The organism is Variovorax sp. J22P240 (genome assembly GCF_030316855.1).
GTDB lineage: Bacteria > Pseudomonadota > Gammaproteobacteria > Burkholderiales > Burkholderiaceae_C > Variovorax.
Genome location: NZ_JASZYR010000002.1, coordinates 89796 through 107009 on the forward strand (window position 1 = coordinate 89796; position 17214 = coordinate 107009).

The window sequence follows — 17214 nt, forward strand, 5'->3', positions numbered from 1 at the left end:
TCCATGAGCGAATGCATTCCTCTCTGCAATGCCTCCGATCTGGTCGAAGGCGGCCGAGCCGTGCCATTCGACGTCCTGCATGGTGGTGAGACTTGCCGGGCGTTTGCGGTTCGCTTCGAGGGGGTGGCGCATGCCTACCTCAACCGTTGCAGCCACGTGGCGATGGAACTGGACTTCCAGCCCGATCGCTTCTTCGATGACAGCGGCCAATGGCTCCTGTGCGCCACCCATGGCGCTGTCTACAGGCCGGACACCGGCGAGTGCGCTGGCGGGCCGTGCCGCGGAGGGCTGGTGAAGATCGCTCTCAGCGAACGTGACGGCGTGGTGCACTGGCATACTGCCTGGAACCTCCAACCCCTCGCTTTCTGAGATGACCGATTCCAACCGCACGGAGCCCGAAGGTTTCGAGCCCTTCGAGCGCGCCGCGCCCATTCCTTCCGCGCAAGGCGGACCAAGAAGCATGTCCAAGAACGACCCGACGCTGCAGTCCGGCTGGGAGCGCGCAACGCTGGAAAAACTGGCCTTCGCCTCACTGCGCGAACAGAGGGCCACGCGCCGCTGGAAAACCTTCGTGCGGCTGAGTTGGCTTGCCTTCTTCATTTTCCTGGCGTGGTTCGCCTTGTCGCGCGGAACGCCGGCGACGGCCAAGGCGACTGCCCACACCGCCGTGATCGAGATCAAGGGCGAAATCGCCAGCGGCGCGGACGCCAGCGCCGAGTTCGTAGTCGCGGCCATGAAGACCGCTTTCGAGGACGAAGGCGCCAAGGGCGTCGTGCTGCTCATCAACTCGCCGGGCGGCAGTCCTGTGCAGGCCGGCATCATCAACGACGAGATCAAGCGCCTGCGGGCCAAGTACAACAAGCCCGTCTACGCGGTGGTCGAGGAGACCTGCGCGTCGGCCGCGTATTACATCGCCGCTGCCACCGACAAGGTCTTCGTCGACAAGGCGAGCATCGTCGGAAGCATCGGCGTGCTGATGGACGGTTTCGGATTCACGGGCCTCATGGACAAGGTCGGCGTGGAGCGCCGGCTCCTGACGGCCGGCGAGAACAAGGGATTCCTGGATCCGTTCAGCCCGATGAGCGATGCCCAGCGCGCCCACGCGCAGCAGATGCTCGATCAGATCCATACGCAGTTCATCGACGTGGTCAAGACCGGGCGCGGCGACCGGCTGAAGGCCGGCACGCCCGGCCTCTTCAGTGGCCTTTTCTGGAGCGGCCAGCAGGCGGTCGAGCTGGGTCTGGCGGACCAACTCGGCAACGTCGACTTCGTTGCGCGCGAAGTGATCAAGGCCGAGGAAGTCATCGACTACACGCGCCGCGACAACGTGGCCGAGAAGCTCGCCAAGAAATTCGGCGCCGCATTGGGCGACGCCTCCGTCCGCGCGATGCGCACGGCGCCCGCGCTGCGTTGATTCAGGGGACGTCGGCGTAGCGAGCCGACGCGGCTAGGGCTGCAGCAAACGCCACCACCACGTAGAGCGCCACGGTCAGTGAGCTGACCTGGGCCAGGAAGCCGATCACCGGCGGACCCGCCATGAAGCCCAGATATGCCGCCGCCGATACTGCCGCGATGCCGCGCGCCGGCTCGACACCGGGCACGCGCGCGGACGCCGCGAAGAGGATGGGCACCACGTTGGCGAATCCGACGCCCACGCCCGCAAAACCGGCCAATGCCAGCCAGGGTAGGTTGGTGATCAGCACCAGGGTCATGGACGCCGCTGCCAGCAATGCGCTGCCACGAAGCAGCACGGCCGGTGCGAAGCGCGCCCGCATCGCATCGCCGCCGAAGCGCGCCATCGCCATCGCGGCCGAGAAACTGGCGTAAGCCAGGGCCGCCTGCTGCTGGGGGCTGCCCAGTTCCTGGTTGAGATAGAGCACGCTCCAGTCGTAGATGGCGCCCTCTGCAATCAGTCCCAACGCAGCCAGCAGGCCGAGGACGGCCAGGGTGCCTCGCGGCATTCGGAAGCCATGACCATCACTGGCAAACGCCGTCGATTTCTTGGGCAGCATCCAGCGCGCGGACACGGCAATCGCAATCGCCATCACGGCGGCAACCAGCATCAAGTGGTGTTGCGGTGCCATTCCCGCCGCAATGGCCGCGCCGCCGGTCATGGCCCCGACCATCCCACCCAGGCTGAACATGCCGTGCATGCCGCTCATCAAGGGCCTGCCGCCGCGGAGTTCGAGTTGCGCGGCTTCCGTGTTGATTGCCACATCGAAGACGCTCGTCACGATGCCGAACACGACGAGCAAGCCAAGCAAGGCCGCGTAGGCCGGCATGACCAGCAGGCCGGCAAGGAGCAAGGCGTAGACGGTGCCGCAAACGCCAGCCATGGATCGGGCGCCGTGACGGCCGATCCAGCGGCTGGCCTGCGTCAGGCCCAGCAGGGCGCCAACGCCCGCCGCGAGCATGGCGAGGCCGAGTTCGGCTTCGTTGACGCCGTAGTGGGCTTTCACCGTAGGGATGTGCACCCCCCATGTCGCGAAAACGAAGCCGGAGCCGAAGAACTGCGTGCGCGAGGCCCAGCGCATGCGTGCGGGGAAATCCATCATCAGGTTGGACAGCGCTAGCGGCCGATGGCGAATACGGCAGGCGCCCGTTCGTCGGCCGGTGATGGCTTGGCCCGCCATGCCTTCACGGTTTCGCTTCGTACCTGGGAGGACGCCAGCGTGAGCCCTCGGGCTACCGCGAGACGCGTGTTGTGCTGCAACGTCTGGGTAAGCGCCTGCAGCAAGGCTGTGTTGCGGTAGGGTGTTTCGATGAAAAGTTGGGTCTGGCCGGTCTTGAGTGCCAGGGCCTCGAGTTCGCGGATGCGCTGCACACGCGCGTCGGCATCCTGCGGCAGATAGCCGACGAATGCGAAGTTCTGGCCGTTGAGGCCGCTTGCCGCCAGCGCCAGCAGGAGCGACACAGGCCCCGTCAGCGGGACCACGGTGATGCCCATTTCATGCGCTGCCTTGGCAACCGACGACCCGGGGTCCGCGACGGCCGGCATGCCAGCTTCGCTGAGCAGCCCGACATCGTGGCCTTCCAGCGCGGCAGCGAGGAGTGGACGCGCATCGAACTGTCCCGCGTGATCACCCTTCTTGTGCACTTCGCGCGGCAGTTCCTGGATCTGCTGGGCCTGCAGCGGGGCCGCGAGCGGTACGACGGAGTCGATGCGTTTGAGATAGGCGCGTGCAGACTTGGCGTTCTCGCAGATCCAGTGCGTGATTCGTGCGGCTGCCTGCAGCGTGCCGAGCGGCAAAGCGTCCTGGAGCGGCGCCTGCTCGTCGCACCCGAAATCGAGCGGGGCGGGGACGAGGTAGAGCTTTCCGCGGCTCGGCGTATTCACAGCAGGTCGACTCCCGCCGCACGCAGCATCTTCGCGGTGCGAATCAATGGCAGGCCCACCAGGGCGGTCGGGTCGTCGCTGTCGATGGCGTCGAGCAGGGCGATGCCGAGGGCTTCGCTCTTGGCGCTGCCGGCGCAGTCATACGGCTGTTCTGCATTCAGATAGGCCTCGATCGCCGCATCGCTCAAGTCCCGAAAGACCACGCGTACCGGCGCCAGGTCGCGCTGGACGAAGCCCGTGGCCTGGCAGACAACGGCGACGGCCGTCTGAAAGATGAGTGTCTGGCCGCGCATGCGCCGCAGTTGGGCGGTGGCGCGCGCATGGTCGCCGGGCTTGCCCAGGGGCTCGCCGGCAAGGTCGGCGACCTGGTCGGAGCCGATCACGACCGCATCGGGAAAGCGGCGGGCGATCGCGTTCGCCTTCTCCAGCGCGAGGCGTTCAGCCAGTGCGCGGGGCGTTTCGCCAGGGAGCGGCGTCTCGTCGACTTCCGGCGATTGGACATCGAAGGGAAGGCGCAGGCGCCCAAGAAGCTCGCGGCGGTAGCGCGAGGTCGAAGCAAGGATGACATTGCGTTGCATGGGCCACGATTGTGCGTGAGCGGTTTAGACTGATGCGAATGACCAGAGAATTTGCCCCTCGGCGGCTCGACGTGAACGGCTTTGCCGAAGCCGCAGCCCCCATTTCCGGAATCGATCCGCTTCAGTCGTACGAGCGCCTGAGTGCGGAATTGGCCTCGCCGGCCGCGGACCTGACCGTCGAATGGACGGCCGTTGGCCAGCGCCGCAGCGGTGCTGCCGGCTCCCCAATTTCCTGGTTGCACCTGACGGCGGACGCCAAGGTTCCCCTGATCTGCCAGCGTTGCCTAACGCCCGTCGATGTGGATCTGGCTGTCGACCGCTGGTTCCGCTTTGCCGCCGACGAGGCCACCGCCGCGGCCGAGGACGAAGAGGCCGAGGAAGACGTCCTGGTGGCGAGCCGCGAATTCGATCTCCATGCCCTGATCGAGGACGAGTTGCTGATGGACATCCCCGTCACGCCGCGACATGAAGTCTGTCCGGAGCCGATGAAGCTTTCTGCCGTGGACCCCGACTTCGAGGCTGCGGAAGCCGCTCGCCCGAACCCTTTTGCCGTGCTCGGCAACTTGCGTTCGGACAAGCCCAAATAGGTCGCCGATACCCCGCTCTGGTGTTCGATGCCGTCCTGGGCTATAATCATGGGCTTCGCGCGCGCCGCCGATAACGCATTACAAGCTTTGCAAGCGTTACCGCCGCCCCGCATGCACACCCACCCAACCGAATACTTCCAGGAGCCAGCATGGCCGTCCAGCAAAACAAGAAGTCGCCGTCGAAGCGCGGCATGCATCGTTCGCACAACGCCCTGGGCGTGCCCGGCATTGCCGTCGAGCCCACCACCGGCGAAACGCATCTGCGTCACCACATCAGCCCGAACGGCTTCTATCGCGGCCGCAAGGTGCTCAAGACCAAGTCTGAAGCCTGATCTTCGTTTCAAGGCCAGGGCCCGAAGCTACTTTTGCCGTAGCGTCGGGCCTTTGTTTTGATGGTCACGCCTTCCGAAATCTCTCCTGCGCCGTCTGTGATCACGCTGGCCGTTGATTGCATGGGCGGCGACCATGGGCCGCGCGTCACGCTTGCGGCCTGCCGCGCATTTCTCGAGCGCCACGCCGAAGCGTCGTTGCTTCTCGTCGGTGCGCCGGCGGCATTGGCTGGCTTCGCGCATCCTCGAGCCACGGTCATCGCGGCCAGCGAAGTGGTCGGGATGGACGATCCCATCGAGGTGGCGCTGCGCAAGAAGAAGGACTCGTCCATGCGAGTCGCCATTCAGCAGGTCAAGGACGGCGCCGCCCAAGCCGCGATCTCGGCCGGAAATACCGGCGCACTGATGGCCATCGCGCGCTACTTGTTGAAAACGCTGGACGGAATCGATCGGCCGGCCATCGCGCCTCAATTGCCCAACAGCAAGGGTGGGGCGACGACAGTGCTCGATCTGGGCGCCAACGTCGATTGCGATGCCGAAGACCTGCTGCAGTTTGCCGTTCTCGGCTCCGCGCTAGTGTCTGCCTTGACGGGGAACGAGTCCCCAACGGTGGGCTTGCTCAATGTTGGCGAAGAAGCCATCAAGGGCAGCGAAACCATCAAGAAGGCCAGCCAACTGCTGCGAAAAGCGGCGAGTTCCCAAGATTTGAATTTCTACGGCAACGTGGAAGGCAACGACATTTTCAAGGGAACGACAGATATCGTTGTTTGTGACGGCTTCGTTGGCAATGTCACGTTAAAGGCGACCGAGGGCGTCGCCTCCATGATCGTTGACTTCTTGCGAATCGAATACTCGAACGGTATCTTCAGCAAATTTGCTGCAATCGTTTCCTATCCGGTCCTAAAAGCGCTTAAGCGGAGGCTGGATCATCGGCGGTACAACGGTGCGGCTCTTTTGGGGCTTCGTGGTCTTGTGTTCAAGAGCCACGGCTCCGCGGACGAAGTGGCCTTCGGCCACGCGCTGGATCGCGCTTATGATGCCGCTCGCAACAACCTGCTCGATCGCGTGCGGGCCCGCATCGCCCACGCCGCGCCCCTGCTCGCGCGGCAAGAATCGGCGGCGCCGGCTGACGCGGCGGCGCTCCACGTTTGATGACTCCTTTTTCTCGAATCACAGGCACCGGCAGCTATCTGCCCCCGCGCCGTGTGACCAATGACGACCTCACCCGGGACTTGGCCGCACGCGGCATCGAAACCTCGGATCAGTGGATCATCGAGCGCACCGGCATCCGCGCCCGACATTTCGCGGCACCCGACGTCGCGAGCAGCGACCTCGGACTGGAAGCCGCCAAGCAGGCGCTGGAAGCTGCGGGCCGAAGCACGAGCGACATCGATCTGATCATCGTCGCGACCTCGACGCCCGACATGGTGTTTCCCTCGTCGGCTGCCATCCTCCAGAACAAGCTGGGGATTGCAGGGTGCCCGGCGTTCGACGTGCAGGCAGTCTGCAGCGGCTTCGTGTATGCACTGACGGTGGCGGACGCGATGATCCGCACGGGCAGTGCCAAGTGCGCGTTGGTCGTGGGCACCGAGGTGTTTTCCCGCATCCTCGACTTCAACGACCGCACCACCTGTGTGCTGTTCGGCGACGGCGCCGGGGCAGTGGTCCTCGAAGCCAGCGAAGAGCCCGGCATTCTGGCGAGCGACTTGCACGCCGATGGCAAGCACGTCGGCATTCTCTGCGTGCCCGGCCACGTGTCCGGCGGCTCTGTGCTCGGCACGCCCTTGCTCCACATGGATGGGCAAGCCGTGTTCAAGCTGGCCGTGCGAGTCCTCGAGGAAGCCGCGCGTACCACGCTGCAAAAGGCGGGTAAGACAGAAGCGGACATCGACTGGCTGATCCCCCATCAAGCCAACATCCGGATCATGGAAGGCACGGCGAAGAAGCTGAAGCTGGCACGCGAGAAGCTGATCGTGACCGTCGACGAACACGGCAACACTTCGGCAGCCTCGATTCCGCTGGCGTTGGACAACGCAGTTCGCTCGGGCAAGGTGAAGAAGGGCGACACGCTGATGCTCGAAGGCGTTGGTGGCGGCTTCACCTGGGGCGCGGTCCTGCTCAACTACTAATACAGTGCGTTGCCCAAGTGGCAGCGGCGCGATTGGAGACACAACAATGAAGTCCTTCGCTTTCGTCTTTCCGGGTCAGGGCTCGCAGGCCGTCGGCATGCTCGACGCTTGGGGCGATCACCCCGTAGTGCTTGAAACGCTGCGCGAGGCATCCGACGCCCTGGACGAAGATGTCGCCCGCCTGATTCATGAGGGTCCCAAGGAGGTCCTGGCCCTGACGACCAACACGCAACCCGTGATGCTCATTGCTGGCGTTGCCGCCTGGCGCGCCTGGTTGGCCGAAGGTGGAGACAAGCCGTCGGTCGTCGCGGGTCATTCGCTCGGCGAGTATTCCGCGCTGGTGGCTTCCGGAGTCCTGACGCTGGCTCAAGCGGCGCCACTGGTGCGTTTTCGCGCCCAGGCGATGCAGCAGGCCGTGCCGGTCGGAGTGGGCGCCATGGCGGCCATTCTGGGCATGGATGCGGACAAGGTGAAGGCCGGCTGCGCCGAAGTGACGGCTGGATTCGGCCCTGGAAGCGCCGAGGTCGTGGAGGCGGTGAACTTCAACGATCCGATGCAGACGGTGATCGCCGGAAGCAAGGCTGCCGTCGACAAGGCCTGTGAAGTGTTGAAGGCCAATGGCGCCAAGCGCGCGCTTCCCTTGCCGGTGTCGGCCCCCTTCCATTCGAGCCTGATGAAGCCGGCGGCCGAGGCGCTGCGGGAGCGTCTGGCGTCGGTCAGCCTGGCAGCGCCCGAGATTCCCGTCATCAACAACATCGACGTGACCATCGAAACCGATCCCGATCGGATTCGCGATGCCCTGGTGCGCCAGGCTGCGGGTCCGGTCCGTTGGGTCGAAACCGTGCAGGCACTGAAAGCGCGTGAGGTCTCCGCCGTCGTCGAATGCGGCCCGGGCAAGGTCCTGGCCGGCATGGCCAAGCGCATCGCGCCGGAGCTTGGTGCGGCTTCAGTCTACGACCCGGCAACCCTTGCCGAAACCAGAAAACTGCTCACTGCCTGAGCATTGAGCCTCGAGGTCACTTTCATGAGTACTCCCAAATTCGAAGGCCAGGTTGCGCTGGTCACTGGCGCGTCCCGCGGAATCGGCGCCGCCATTGCGCTGGAACTGGCCCAACGCGGCCTCAAGGTCATTGGCACCGGCACCACGGAAGAAGGGGCCGCGAAGATCACGTCCGCCCTGAGTGCCTACGATGGCCGCGGCTGTGCGCTGGACGTCAATGACGGCGCAGCGGTCGAGGCGCTGATCGATGAGATCGTCAAGGTCTACGGCGCCGTCCACGTGCTGGTCAACAACGCCGGCATCACCCGCGACACCCTGGCGATGCGCCTCAAGGACGCTGACTGGGACGCGGTGCTGGACACCAACCTGAAAGCGGTTTTCCGTCTCTCGCGAGCGGTCATCCGTCCGATGATGAAGCAGCGCTACGGCCGCATCATCAGCATCACCAGTGTGGTGGGCGCCTCCGGCAATGCAGGCCAGGCCAACTACGCGGCTGCAAAGGCCGGCGTGGCGGGCATGACCCGTGCGCTGGCGCGCGAACTCGGCAGCCGCAGCATCACCGTCAACTGCGTGGCTCCAGGTTTCATCGAAACCGACATGACGGCCAGCCTCCCCGAAGCGCAACAACAGGCCCTGCTCGCGCAGATTCCGCTCGGCCACCTCGGCAAACCAGCCGACATCGCCCACGCGGTCGCTTTCCTGGCCTCTCCCCAGGCCGCGTACGTCACGGGGCAGGAACTGCACGTGAACGGCGGCATGCACATGTAAGTGCGCTGAGCAATACCTTTCACCGACGGCCGTGCGGCAAATGCCACAATGCGGCCGGCTAAAATCCACCGATTACCTACAACCCTCAGAGGGAACCAAATGAGCGATATCGAAGCACGTGTCAAGAAAATCATTGCCGAACAACTCGGCGTGGAAGAGTCCCAAGTCACCAACGAAAAGGCCTTCGTGGCTGATCTCGGCGCGGACTCGCTCGACACGGTCGAACTCGTGATGGCGCTCGAAGACGAGTTCGGCATCGAGATCCCGGACGAAGACGCCGAGAAGATCACGACGGTGCAGAACGCCGTCGATTACGCCACCAAGAATCAAAAGGCCTGATCGGCCACGCTGAGTCACCGTTCCTTCGGTCCGCAGCCCCAACGCTCGCGCATACCGTATAACGGCCTCAGTGCTCCCAGAAAGGTTTGCCGGCATGACCAAACGCCGCGTCGTCGTGACCGGACTCGGTTGCCTCGCTCCTGTCGGAAACACCGTTGCCGAATCCTGGGCCAATTTGCTGGCCGGGAATTCGGGCATCGACACCATCACCAAGTTCGACGTGAGCGGCTTCTCCTGCAAGTTCGCGGGCGAGGTGAAGGGTTTCGACATCAAGGAATACATCCCCGAGAAGGAAGCGCGCCACATGGACCGCTTCATCCATCTCGGGCTCGCTGCCGCGATTCAGGCGGTACAGGACAGCGGCCTGCCCACGGGTGACGCGCTGTCAGAAGAAGATGCGGTCCGCATCGGCTGCAACATCGGTTCCGGCATCGGGGGCCTGCCCTTGATCGAGGACACGCACGCCGAACTGGTCGCGCGGGGTCCGCGCCGCGTGTCGCCCTTCTTCGTACCGGCATCGATCATCAACATGATCTCGGGGCATGTCTCGATCAAGTACGGCTTCAAGGGCCCGAACATCGCAGTCGTGACCGCGTGCACCACCGGCTTGCATGCCATCGGCACGTCCGCCCGAATGATCGAGTACGGCGATGCCGACGTGATGATTGCGGGCGGCTCGGAGTCGACGGTATCGCCGCTCGGCCTGGGTGGGTTTGCTGCGGCTCGCGCCCTGTCGACCCGCAACGACGATCCCAAGACGGCTTCCCGCCCCTGGGACAAGGACCGCGACGGATTCGTGCTGGGCGAGGGCGCCGGCGTGCTGGTGCTCGAGGAGTACGAACACGCTAAGGCTCGCGGCGCCAAGATCTATGCGGAAGTCTCCGGCTTCGGCATGAGCGGCGACGCCTACCACATGACCGCGCCCAACGTGGACGGCCCACGCCGTTCCATGGCCATGGCGCTGGCGAACGCGGGCGTCAACGCCGATGAGGTCCAGTACGTCAATGCCCACGGCACCTCGACGCCGCTGGGCGACCTGAACGAAACCAACGCGATCAAGAATGCCTTCGGCGACCACGCCAAGAAGCTGATCGTGAATTCGACGAAGTCGATGACCGGGCACCTGCTTGGCGGCGCCGGCGGCATCGAATCGGTGTTCACCGTTCTGGCGCTGCACCACCAGAAGAGCCCGCCGACGATCAACATCTTCAACCAGGATCCGGAGTGCGATCTCGACTACTGCGCCAATGAGGCGCGCGATCTGAAGATCGACGTGGCGGTCAAGAACAACTTTGGATTCGGCGGCACCAACGGCACGCTGGTGTTCAAGCGCGTTTGAATCTTTTCGTCTCATGCACAGCGCCCCATCGGTGAACTACCCGGTGGGGCGTTCTCGCTATGCGGAGCGGCTTCTGCTGGGTCTTTGGGCCCTTGGTGTCCTCGGTGTGACCGTCGCTTGCGTCCAGGCGGCCGGGTTCGACTGGCGGCAGGGGATATTGGCGCTCAGCGCGGCTGTCGCCGGTCTTGCCGCATGGACCGGCGTCCTTCGATGCACGGACCCGGCCGATCTGAGCTTTGACGGCCAACATTGGTCGATCTCGGGCCATGCGGCGCTTCGAACCGCACAGGCCAGTGTCGTGCTCGACCTGCAAGCCTTGCTGCTGGTGCACCTATCAGAGCCCGCGCGGGCGCGACGCTGGGTCTGGGTCGACCGGCGGGCCATGCCGGAACGCTGGCGCGATTTGCGCCGTGCGCTATATTCGCGCGCGCCTTCGCCGGAGCCGACCGCCCAAAAGGCCGATTCGAAGGGCGTCGACGTGCATCATTCCTCCTCATGACAGCTTCGCTACCCCCGGTGCCACCGGACGCCGGCCTGACCGATGAGCCCGCCGCGGGAGCGAGGCCGGGCGAGGTCGACTTTCAGCTGGTCCAGCGCACCGTCGCGGGGGACCAGAAGGCCTTCGAGCTGCTTGTCATCAAGTACCAGCGCCGGATCGAGCGGCTGATCGGCCGCATGGTCCGCGACGTGAACCTGGTCGAGGACATCGCGCAGGAGACCTTCATCCGCGCCTATCGCGCCCTTCACCAGTTTCGGGGCGAGGCCCAGTTCTACACCTGGCTCTACCGGATTGCCGTCAACACGGCCAAGAAGGCTTTGGTCGACATGAAGCGCGACCCGACGGTTTCGGAAAGTGCCCTGCGTTCGTCTTCTGAAGACGAGGATGAAACTTACCGGCCCGGAAACGAACCAATCAGCGACGAGACCCCCGAATCCGTGATGGCTGCGAATGAAATTGCGGCAGCCGTCGAGGCGGCGATGGAAGCGCTGCCTGCCGAGTTGAGGCAGGCGGTGACGCTGCGCGAAATCGAAGGTATGAGTTACGAAGAGATTGCCGAGGTGATGAATTGTCCGATCGGCACGGTGCGGTCTCGGATTTTTCGGGCCCGCGAAGCTATTTCGGCGAGAGTCAAGCCCTTGCTGGACAACCAGTCCGGCAAGCGTTGGTAAGCAGGTGAATGAAATGAACAACACAAACACGGTCCACGAACAGGTCTCGGCGCTTGCCGACGGTCATTTGCAGGACGACGAGTTCGCCCAAGTGATTGACAAGCTCGGCGTCGACGACGACCTGAGGGCGACCTGGCAGACCTATCACCTGGTCGGGGACGTACTGCGCTCAGGCGTCCACGCGAGGTGCAGCGACACCTCGATTTTCCTGTCTCGGCTGCAGGGGCGGCTTGCAGTGGAATCCATGATCCCGTCCTCGATTCCTGTTCTCCCCAAGGCAGCTCCGGTCCGGCGGCACGTCGAGGCCGCCAACGAGCCGGTGTTCCGCTGGAAGCTGGTCGCCGGTGCGGCGTCCCTGGCTGCGGCGGCCGCCATCGGGTGGAATTGGGTCGGCGTGGGCGGCCTCGGAGCGTCCGGTGCTCAGTTGGCCTCGGTGCAGCAGGCGGCGCCGACGGTCGTGGCCGCCGCCCAGCCACCAGTCCAGGCCCTGACGCCGACGCGTGTCATGGTCGGCAACGGTAGTCCGCAGATCATGCTGCGCGATCCACGCCTGGATCAACTGCTGGAAGCGCATCAGCAAACGGGAGGTGCGTCGCAGATGCCCTCGGGCTTCCTGCGAAATGCGACGTTCGAGAGGCCGTCGCGCTGATCGCGCATATCCATCCGTTGCAATGATTGTTCCGATGCCGATTCCTGTGCGTGGATTTCTGACCCTGATGGCGGCCCTGTGCATGGCACAGGCCGCTGTGGCCCAGAGTCGGACTTCTTCGTCGCCACCCAAGACTCCGAGTTCATCGAATGCGGCGGGCGGCGAAGCGCCGACCTTGAGCGTGGTCGAATGGCTCCAGCGCATGCATACGGCCTCGCGCCAGCGCAGCTACATCGGGACCTTCGTCGTCTCCGCTGCGACGGGCACGCTCTCCAGTGCCCGCATCTGGCACGTGTCCGAGGGCGATCTCCAGATGGAGCGCATCGAGGCCTTGTCAGGCCCACCGCGCTCGACGTTCCGTCGCAACGACAAGGTCGTGACCTTCCTGCCCGAATCGAAGGTCGTCAAGAGCGAGAGGCGCGAGAACCTCGAACTGTTTCCCAACCTGCTGGGCAATCCCGATTCGTCCATCGCCGCGCTTTACGGGGTGCGCGTGATCGGCAAGGATCGCGTGGCAGGCTTCGACGCCGACGTCGTGCAGGTGGAGCCTCGCGACGGCTTCCGATTCGGCTACCGTGTCTGGAGCGAGCGCCGCTCGGGCCTGGTCGTCAAGCTGCAGACCATCGACGGCGAAAGCAAGGTGATCGAGCAGTCGGCGTTCTCCGAACTCCAACTCGATGCACCCATCAAGACGCACGCCCTGACCCAGATGATGAGCAGCACGGCAGGCTACCGCGTCGAGAAGTCCGAACTCGAGCGCACGACGGCGCAGAGCGAGGGCTGGTCGCTCAAGGCACCTGTTGCGGGTTTCAAACCCATCAACTGCTATCGACGTTCGATGGGCGGCGATGCGCGGGGCCACACCATGCAATGGACTTTCTCCGACGGGCTGGCTTCGGTCTCTCTGTTCGTCGAGCCCTACGACGCGCAGCGCAAGCCGCGGGAGGTCCTTCTTGCGCTCGGCGCCACCTACACGCTCACCCGTCGTCTGGTCGACAAGGACGGCGATTGGTGGTTGACTGCGGTTGGCGAAGTTCCGCCGGAAACACTCGACGCGTTCGCCCAGAGCCTGACGCGTGCACGGTAAGCCGGCGACTCGAGGCCTTTCGCCCGCGACCTCGCGAGCGTTCGCAGAATTTCTTTGTTCTAGTCCTAGTCTCAACGAAAGAAACCGATGATGTTCAAGTTCGAAGGGAACACATTCCGTTCATGTCTCATGGCCTGCGCCATGGTGGTTGCTTCGACCGCCGCGCTGCTGCCGTCAACACCCGCTCAAGCGCAGGCGCGCGTGCTCCCGGACTTCACCGATCTCGTCGACCAGGTCGGCCCGGCCGTGGTCAATATCCGCACCATCGAGAAAGTGGCGCAGGGAAGCGGCAGTGGCGAGATGGACGAGGAGATGCAGGAGTTCTTCCGCCGCTTCTTCGGTCAGCCGATGCCTGGCGTTCCGCGCCAGGGCCCGCGACCGAACCGTCCCCAGCAGCCCCAGGAGGAGGAGCGTCCGCGCGGTGTAGGCTCCGGCTTCATCCTGTCGTCCGACGGCTTTGTCATGACCAATGCGCACGTGGTCGACGGCGCATCCGAGGTGCTGGTGACCTTGCCTGACAAGCGTGAGTTCAAGGCGAAGATCATCGGCGCTGACAAGCGCACAGACGTGGCGGTCGTGAAGATCGACGCCACTGGCCTTCCGGCGGTCAGGGTCGGCGACGTTTCCAAGCTCCGTGTCGGCGAATGGGTGATGGCGATCGGCTCGCCGTTCGGCCTCGAGAACACCGTCACTGCCGGCATCGTGAGCGCCAAGCAGCGCGATACGGGCGACTACCTGCCCTTCATCCAGACCGACGTCGCCATCAACCCCGGCAATTCCGGCGGCCCGCTGATCAACATGCGTGGCGAAGTGGTCGGCATCAACAGCCAGATCTATTCGCGGTCCGGCGGCTTCATGGGCATCTCCTTCTCGATCCCGATCGACGAGGCGATTCGCGTGAGCGACGCACTGCGTCAGTTCGGACGGGTTTCGCGCGGCCGTATCGGCGTGCAGATCGATCAGGTCACGAAGGACGTGGCGGAGTCGATCGGACTTGGCAAGGCGCAGGGCGCTCTCGTGCGCGGGGTTGAATCGGGCTCGCCAGGCGAGAAGGCCGGCATCGAGCCGGGCGACATCATCACCAAGTTCGATGGCAAGTCCATCGACAAGCCGAGTGACTTGCCGCGCCTCGTCGGCAACACGAAGCCCGGTACGAAAAGCCTGGTCACGGTGTTCCGCCGTGGTAGTTCGCGCGACCTGAACGTGACCATCGCCGAGATCGAGCCCGAAAAGCCTGCCAAGCGTGTCGCGGATCGGGACGAGCCGGCCAACAAGCCGCCATCGGCCGCCACGAAGTCCATGGGGCTCGTGCTCAGTGACCTCACTGATGCGCAGAAGAAGGAGTTCAAGGTCAAGGGTGGCGTCAAGATCGACGCGGCCACCGATGCAGCTGCGCGAGCCGGCCTGCGCGAAGGCGATGTGATTCTCGCCATCAGCAACACCGAGATCGCCAGCGTCAAGGAATTCGAGACTGCCCTGGCGAAGAGCGAAAAGGGCAAGCCCGTCACCCTGCTGTTCCGCCGGGGCGACTGGGCGCAGTATGCGTTGATCCGGCCTTCACGCTGATCTCGCACGATGCGTCAAGTGGCCCCACCCGTCAGTCGGGTTTGGGGCCCGTTTTTTGGGACGCTGTCGCGTGCGGACAGCAGCATCATGAAATTTTTCTTGGCAGTCGAGCGGGTCGATTTTGGTTGGTATTCACTAACTTCAAAGTCCTCTAATGATGATTTTCGGTAGAATAGAGCCCCTTCGGGCATCAGTCGACGCATAAGCGACCCTGGAATCTTCACGATGCGAGATACCCGCAGCCCATCCACCGGCGTTCCACAGTTCGCCCACAAGTTGTTAAGGAAACGGTCCACCGATTCTGTTGATAAGCTGTTCATAAGTCCCATGTTGCTGACCTGCAACGACCGTCCCAGGGCTCCGGCCCGGCTGTACGCGCCCCCCTTTTTGCCTACAATGAAGTTCCAACTACTGCAGTTGCCATTGCTTGTTGGTTCAGGGCGCGTCTCTTGTGGACGCGCCCTTTTTTCTTGCCTGTCGCCTTCTGCGCACGAGCCAATTCAAGTACTTAAGCGTTCCCGTTGATGAATCACATCAGAAACTTTTCGATCATTGCGCACATCGATCACGGCAAGTCGACGCTTGCGGATCGCTTGATCCAACGCTGCGGCGGCCTCGCCGAACGGGAGATGGAAGCGCAGGTGCTCGACTCGATGGACATCGAGAAAGAGCGTGGGATAACCATCAAGGCACAGACCGCTGCGCTGCACTACAAGGCGCGCGATGGGCAGGTCTACAACCTCAATCTGATCGACACACCGGGCCACGTCGACTTCTCCTACGAGGTGAGTCGCTCGCTCTCTGCATGCGAAGGCGCGTTGCTCGTTGTTGATGCAAGCCAGGGCGTCGAAGCGCAGACCGTTGCCAACTGCTACACCGCGCTCGACCTCGGTGTCGAAGTGGTGCCGGTACTCAACAAGATGGACCTGCCGAACGCGGACCCCGACAACGCGCGCAGCGAGATCGAAGATGTGATCGGCATCGATGCGACGGATGCGATTCCGTGCTCCGCGAAGACGGGCATGGGCATCGACGAGATTCTCGAGGCGGTGGTGATGAAGATGCCTGCGCCGCGCGGCAATCCCGATGGCCCGCTGCGCGCGATGATCATCGACAGCTGGTTCGATTCCTACGTCGGCGTGGTGATGCTGGTGCGCGTGGTCGACGGCCGGCTCGCCAAGGGCGAGCGCATCAAGATGATGGCCTCCGGTGCGATGTACAACGCCGACAACATCGGCGTGTTCACGCCCGCCAATGAACCCCGCGCGTCGCTCGAAGCGGGCGAAGTGGGCTACATCATTGCCGGCATCAAGGAGCTGCAGGCCGCGAAGGTCGGCGACACCGTCACATTGATCAAGCCAGGGACCGGCGGCGCCGCAGCCACCGCAACCGAGGCGCTCCCCGGCTTCAAGGAAATCCAGCCGCAGGTGTTTGCCGGCCTCTATCCGACCGAGGCGAGCGAGTACGACTCGCTGCGCGACGCTCTGGAGAAGCTCAAGCTCAACGATTCGTCGCTGCGCTACGAACCCGAAGTGAGCCAGGCACTCGGCTTCGGCTTCCGCTGTGGCTTCCTGGGCCTGCTGCACATGGAGATCGTGCAGGAGCGGTTGGAGCGAGAGTTCGACCAGGACCTGATCACGACCGCGCCGAGCGTGGTCTACCAGGTCGTGAAGAACGACGGCGAAGTGATCATGGTCGAGAACCCATCCAAGATGCCCGACGTCGGCAGGATGGCGGAGATCCGTGAGCCGATCGTTACGGTGCATCTCTATATGCCGCAGGAGTACGTCGGCTCTGTCATGACGCTCGCCAACCAGAAGCGCGGTGTGCAGATGAACATGGCTTACCACGGACGGCAGGTCATGCTGACTTACGAGATGCCGCTTGGCGAGATCGTGCTGGATTTCTTCGACAAGCTGAAGTCGGTCAGCCGCGGCTATGCCTCGATGGACTACGAGTTCAAGGAATACCGTGCGTCGGACGTCGTCAAGGTTGACATCCTGCTCAACGGCGAAAAGGTCGATGCGCTGTCGATCATCGTGCACCGCAGCCAGAGCCAATTCCGTGGCCGCGCGGTCGTGTCCAAGATGCGCGAGATCATTTCCCGCCAGATGTACGACGTCGCGATCCAGGCCGCGATCGGGGCCAACATCATTGCGCGTGAGACAATCAAAGCCCTCCGGAAGAACGTGCTCGCCAAGTGCTATGGCGGCGATATCACCCGTAAGAAGAAACTGCTCGAGAAGCAAAAGGCGGGCAAAAAAAGAATGAAGCAGATCGGCTCGGTCGAAGTCCCGCAAGAGGCCTTCCTCGCCATCCTTCAGGTCGAAGACTAA

19 protein-coding genes are annotated in these 17214 nt (G+C 63.8%); 16 read left to right on the forward strand and 3 right to left on the reverse strand.

Annotated features, from left to right (window positions below):
- The first annotated feature begins 3 nt into the window (after window positions 1-3).
- Window positions 4-369 (forward strand): Rieske (2Fe-2S) protein, encoded by a 366-nt coding sequence (locus tag QTI24_RS07280; protein WP_286599403.1) that lies wholly within the window; start codon window positions 4-6, stop codon window positions 367-369.
- Window position 370: 1 nt separating this feature from the next.
- Complete coding sequence (locus QTI24_RS07285; protein ID WP_286599405.1) at window positions 371-1414, forward strand: S49 family peptidase; 1044 nt, start codon at window positions 371-373, stop codon at window positions 1412-1414.
- Between the two features lies 1 nt (window position 1415).
- On the opposite strand, the gene QTI24_RS07290 is transcribed toward QTI24_RS07285, so the two are convergent.
- From QTI24_RS07290 to QTI24_RS07300, 3 genes are read right to left on the reverse strand one after another with little or no spacing between them, the layout of a single operon-like run.
- Entirely contained in the window at window positions 1416-2633 is a 1218-nt protein-coding gene (locus QTI24_RS07290; RefSeq protein ID WP_353506084.1) for an MFS transporter, read from the reverse strand.
- Complete coding sequence (locus tag QTI24_RS07295) at window positions 2570-3337, reverse strand: SAM-dependent methyltransferase (protein ID WP_286599406.1); 768 nt, start codon at window positions 3335-3337, stop codon at window positions 2570-2572. Before QTI24_RS07295 ends, QTI24_RS07290 begins: the two co-directional genes overlap by 64 nt.
- Window positions 3334-3915 carry a Maf family nucleotide pyrophosphatase gene (locus tag QTI24_RS07300; protein WP_286599407.1) on the reverse strand — a complete coding sequence of 194 codons (582 nt, stop codon included), beginning with the start codon at window positions 3913-3915 and terminating at the stop codon, window positions 3334-3336. The genes QTI24_RS07295 and QTI24_RS07300 overlap by 4 nt, the downstream gene beginning before the upstream one ends.
- A gap of 38 nt (window positions 3916-3953) precedes the next feature.
- Between QTI24_RS07300 and QTI24_RS07305 the strand changes: the two genes are divergently transcribed.
- The 14 genes from QTI24_RS07305 (at window position 3954) to lepA (ending at window position 17214) form a co-directional block, all read left to right on the forward strand.
- Window positions 3954-4502 (forward strand): YceD family protein, encoded by a 549-nt coding sequence (locus tag QTI24_RS07305; RefSeq protein ID WP_286600070.1) that lies wholly within the window; start codon window positions 3954-3956, stop codon window positions 4500-4502.
- Window positions 4503-4651: 149 nt separating this feature from the next.
- Entirely contained in the window at window positions 4652-4834 is a 183-nt protein-coding gene (rpmF, locus tag QTI24_RS07310; protein ID WP_028248601.1) for a 50S ribosomal protein L32, read from the forward strand.
- Window positions 4835-4930: 96 nt separating this feature from the next.
- Window positions 4931-5983 (forward strand): phosphate acyltransferase PlsX, encoded by a 1053-nt coding sequence (gene plsX / locus QTI24_RS07315; RefSeq protein WP_286599408.1) that lies wholly within the window; start codon window positions 4931-4933, stop codon window positions 5981-5983.
- Entirely contained in the window at window positions 5983-6960 is a 978-nt protein-coding gene (locus QTI24_RS07320; RefSeq protein WP_286599409.1) for a beta-ketoacyl-ACP synthase III, read from the forward strand. The genes plsX and QTI24_RS07320 overlap by 1 nt, the downstream gene beginning before the upstream one ends.
- 46 nt (window positions 6961-7006) lie before the next feature.
- Window positions 7007-7960 (forward strand): ACP S-malonyltransferase, encoded by a 954-nt coding sequence (gene fabD / locus QTI24_RS07325; RefSeq protein WP_286599411.1) that lies wholly within the window; start codon window positions 7007-7009, stop codon window positions 7958-7960.
- A gap of 24 nt (window positions 7961-7984) precedes the next feature.
- On the forward strand, window positions 7985-8728 hold the full coding sequence (gene fabG, locus QTI24_RS07330) for a 3-oxoacyl-ACP reductase FabG (protein WP_286599412.1): 744 nt from the start codon (window positions 7985-7987) through the stop codon (window positions 8726-8728).
- Between the two features lie 99 nt (window positions 8729-8827).
- On the forward strand, window positions 8828-9067 hold the full coding sequence (gene acpP, locus QTI24_RS07335) for an acyl carrier protein (protein ID WP_007830471.1): 240 nt from the start codon (window positions 8828-8830) through the stop codon (window positions 9065-9067).
- Window positions 9068-9161: 94 nt separating this feature from the next.
- Window positions 9162-10406 carry a beta-ketoacyl-ACP synthase II gene (gene fabF / locus QTI24_RS07340; protein ID WP_286599413.1) on the forward strand — a complete coding sequence of 415 codons (1245 nt, stop codon included), beginning with the start codon at window positions 9162-9164 and terminating at the stop codon, window positions 10404-10406.
- 13 nt (window positions 10407-10419) lie between these two features.
- On the forward strand, window positions 10420-10905 hold the full coding sequence (locus QTI24_RS07345) for a YgfX family protein (protein WP_286599414.1): 486 nt from the start codon (window positions 10420-10422) through the stop codon (window positions 10903-10905).
- On the forward strand, window positions 10902-11576 hold the full coding sequence (gene rpoE, locus QTI24_RS07350; protein WP_286599415.1) for an RNA polymerase sigma factor RpoE: 675 nt from the start codon (window positions 10902-10904) through the stop codon (window positions 11574-11576). Before QTI24_RS07345 ends, rpoE begins: the two co-directional genes overlap by 4 nt.
- 13 nt (window positions 11577-11589) lie before the next feature.
- A complete protein-coding gene (locus QTI24_RS07355; protein WP_286599417.1) occupies window positions 11590-12225 on the forward strand; it encodes a sigma-E factor negative regulatory protein in 636 nt (211 codons plus the stop codon).
- A gap of 22 nt (window positions 12226-12247) precedes the next feature.
- The gene (locus tag QTI24_RS07360) at window positions 12248-13312 is read left to right on the forward strand and encodes a MucB/RseB C-terminal domain-containing protein (RefSeq protein WP_286599418.1); all 1065 of its coding nucleotides are present in this window, start codon (window positions 12248-12250) and stop codon (window positions 13310-13312) included.
- An 87-nt stretch (window positions 13313-13399) separates the two neighbouring features.
- Window positions 13400-14878 carry a DegQ family serine endoprotease gene (locus QTI24_RS07365; RefSeq protein ID WP_286599421.1) on the forward strand — a complete coding sequence of 493 codons (1479 nt, stop codon included), beginning with the start codon at window positions 13400-13402 and terminating at the stop codon, window positions 14876-14878.
- Window positions 14879-15402: 524 nt separating this feature from the next.
- Entirely contained in the window at window positions 15403-17214 is a 1812-nt protein-coding gene (lepA, locus tag QTI24_RS07370; RefSeq protein WP_286599422.1) for a translation elongation factor 4, read from the forward strand.

Bases quoted from the DNA above. Each gene is read 5' to 3' on its own strand.
- QTI24_RS07320 (WP_286599409.1), top strand. From the start codon at position 5,983: ATGACTCCTTTTTCTCGAATCACAGGCACCGGCAGCTATCTGCCCCCG.
- QTI24_RS07345 (WP_286599414.1), top strand. From the start codon at position 10,420: ATGCACAGCGCCCCATCGGTGAACTACCCGGTGGGGCGTTCTCGCTAT.
- QTI24_RS07355 (WP_286599417.1), top strand. From the start codon at position 11,590: ATGAACAACACAAACACGGTCCACGAACAGGTCTCGGCGCTTGCCGAC.
- QTI24_RS07285 (WP_286599405.1), top strand. From the start codon at position 371: ATGACCGATTCCAACCGCACGGAGCCCGAAGGTTTCGAGCCCTTCGAG.
- rpoE (WP_286599415.1), top strand. From the start codon at position 10,902: ATGACAGCTTCGCTACCCCCGGTGCCACCGGACGCCGGCCTGACCGAT.
- fabF (WP_286599413.1), top strand. From the start codon at position 9,162: ATGACCAAACGCCGCGTCGTCGTGACCGGACTCGGTTGCCTCGCTCCT.
- QTI24_RS07300 (WP_286599407.1), bottom strand. From the start codon at position 3,915: ATGCAACGCAATGTCATCCTTGCTTCGACCTCGCGCTACCGCCGCGAG.
- QTI24_RS07280 (WP_286599403.1), top strand. From the start codon at position 4: ATGAGCGAATGCATTCCTCTCTGCAATGCCTCCGATCTGGTCGAAGGC.
- fabD (WP_286599411.1), top strand. From the start codon at position 7,007: ATGAAGTCCTTCGCTTTCGTCTTTCCGGGTCAGGGCTCGCAGGCCGTC.
- acpP (WP_007830471.1), top strand. From the start codon at position 8,828: ATGAGCGATATCGAAGCACGTGTCAAGAAAATCATTGCCGAACAACTC.
- fabG (WP_286599412.1), top strand. From the start codon at position 7,985: ATGAGTACTCCCAAATTCGAAGGCCAGGTTGCGCTGGTCACTGGCGCG.
- QTI24_RS07290 (WP_353506084.1), bottom strand. From the start codon at position 2,633: ATGGCGGGCCAAGCCATCACCGGCCGACGAACGGGCGCCTGCCGTATT.
- lepA (WP_286599422.1), top strand. From the start codon at position 15,403: ATGAATCACATCAGAAACTTTTCGATCATTGCGCACATCGATCACGGC.
- QTI24_RS07305 (WP_286600070.1), top strand. From the start codon at position 3,954: ATGACCAGAGAATTTGCCCCTCGGCGGCTCGACGTGAACGGCTTTGCC.
- rpmF (WP_028248601.1), top strand. From the start codon at position 4,652: ATGGCCGTCCAGCAAAACAAGAAGTCGCCGTCGAAGCGCGGCATGCAT.
- QTI24_RS07365 (WP_286599421.1), top strand. From the start codon at position 13,400: ATGATGTTCAAGTTCGAAGGGAACACATTCCGTTCATGTCTCATGGCC.
- QTI24_RS07360 (WP_286599418.1), top strand. From the start codon at position 12,248: ATGATTGTTCCGATGCCGATTCCTGTGCGTGGATTTCTGACCCTGATG.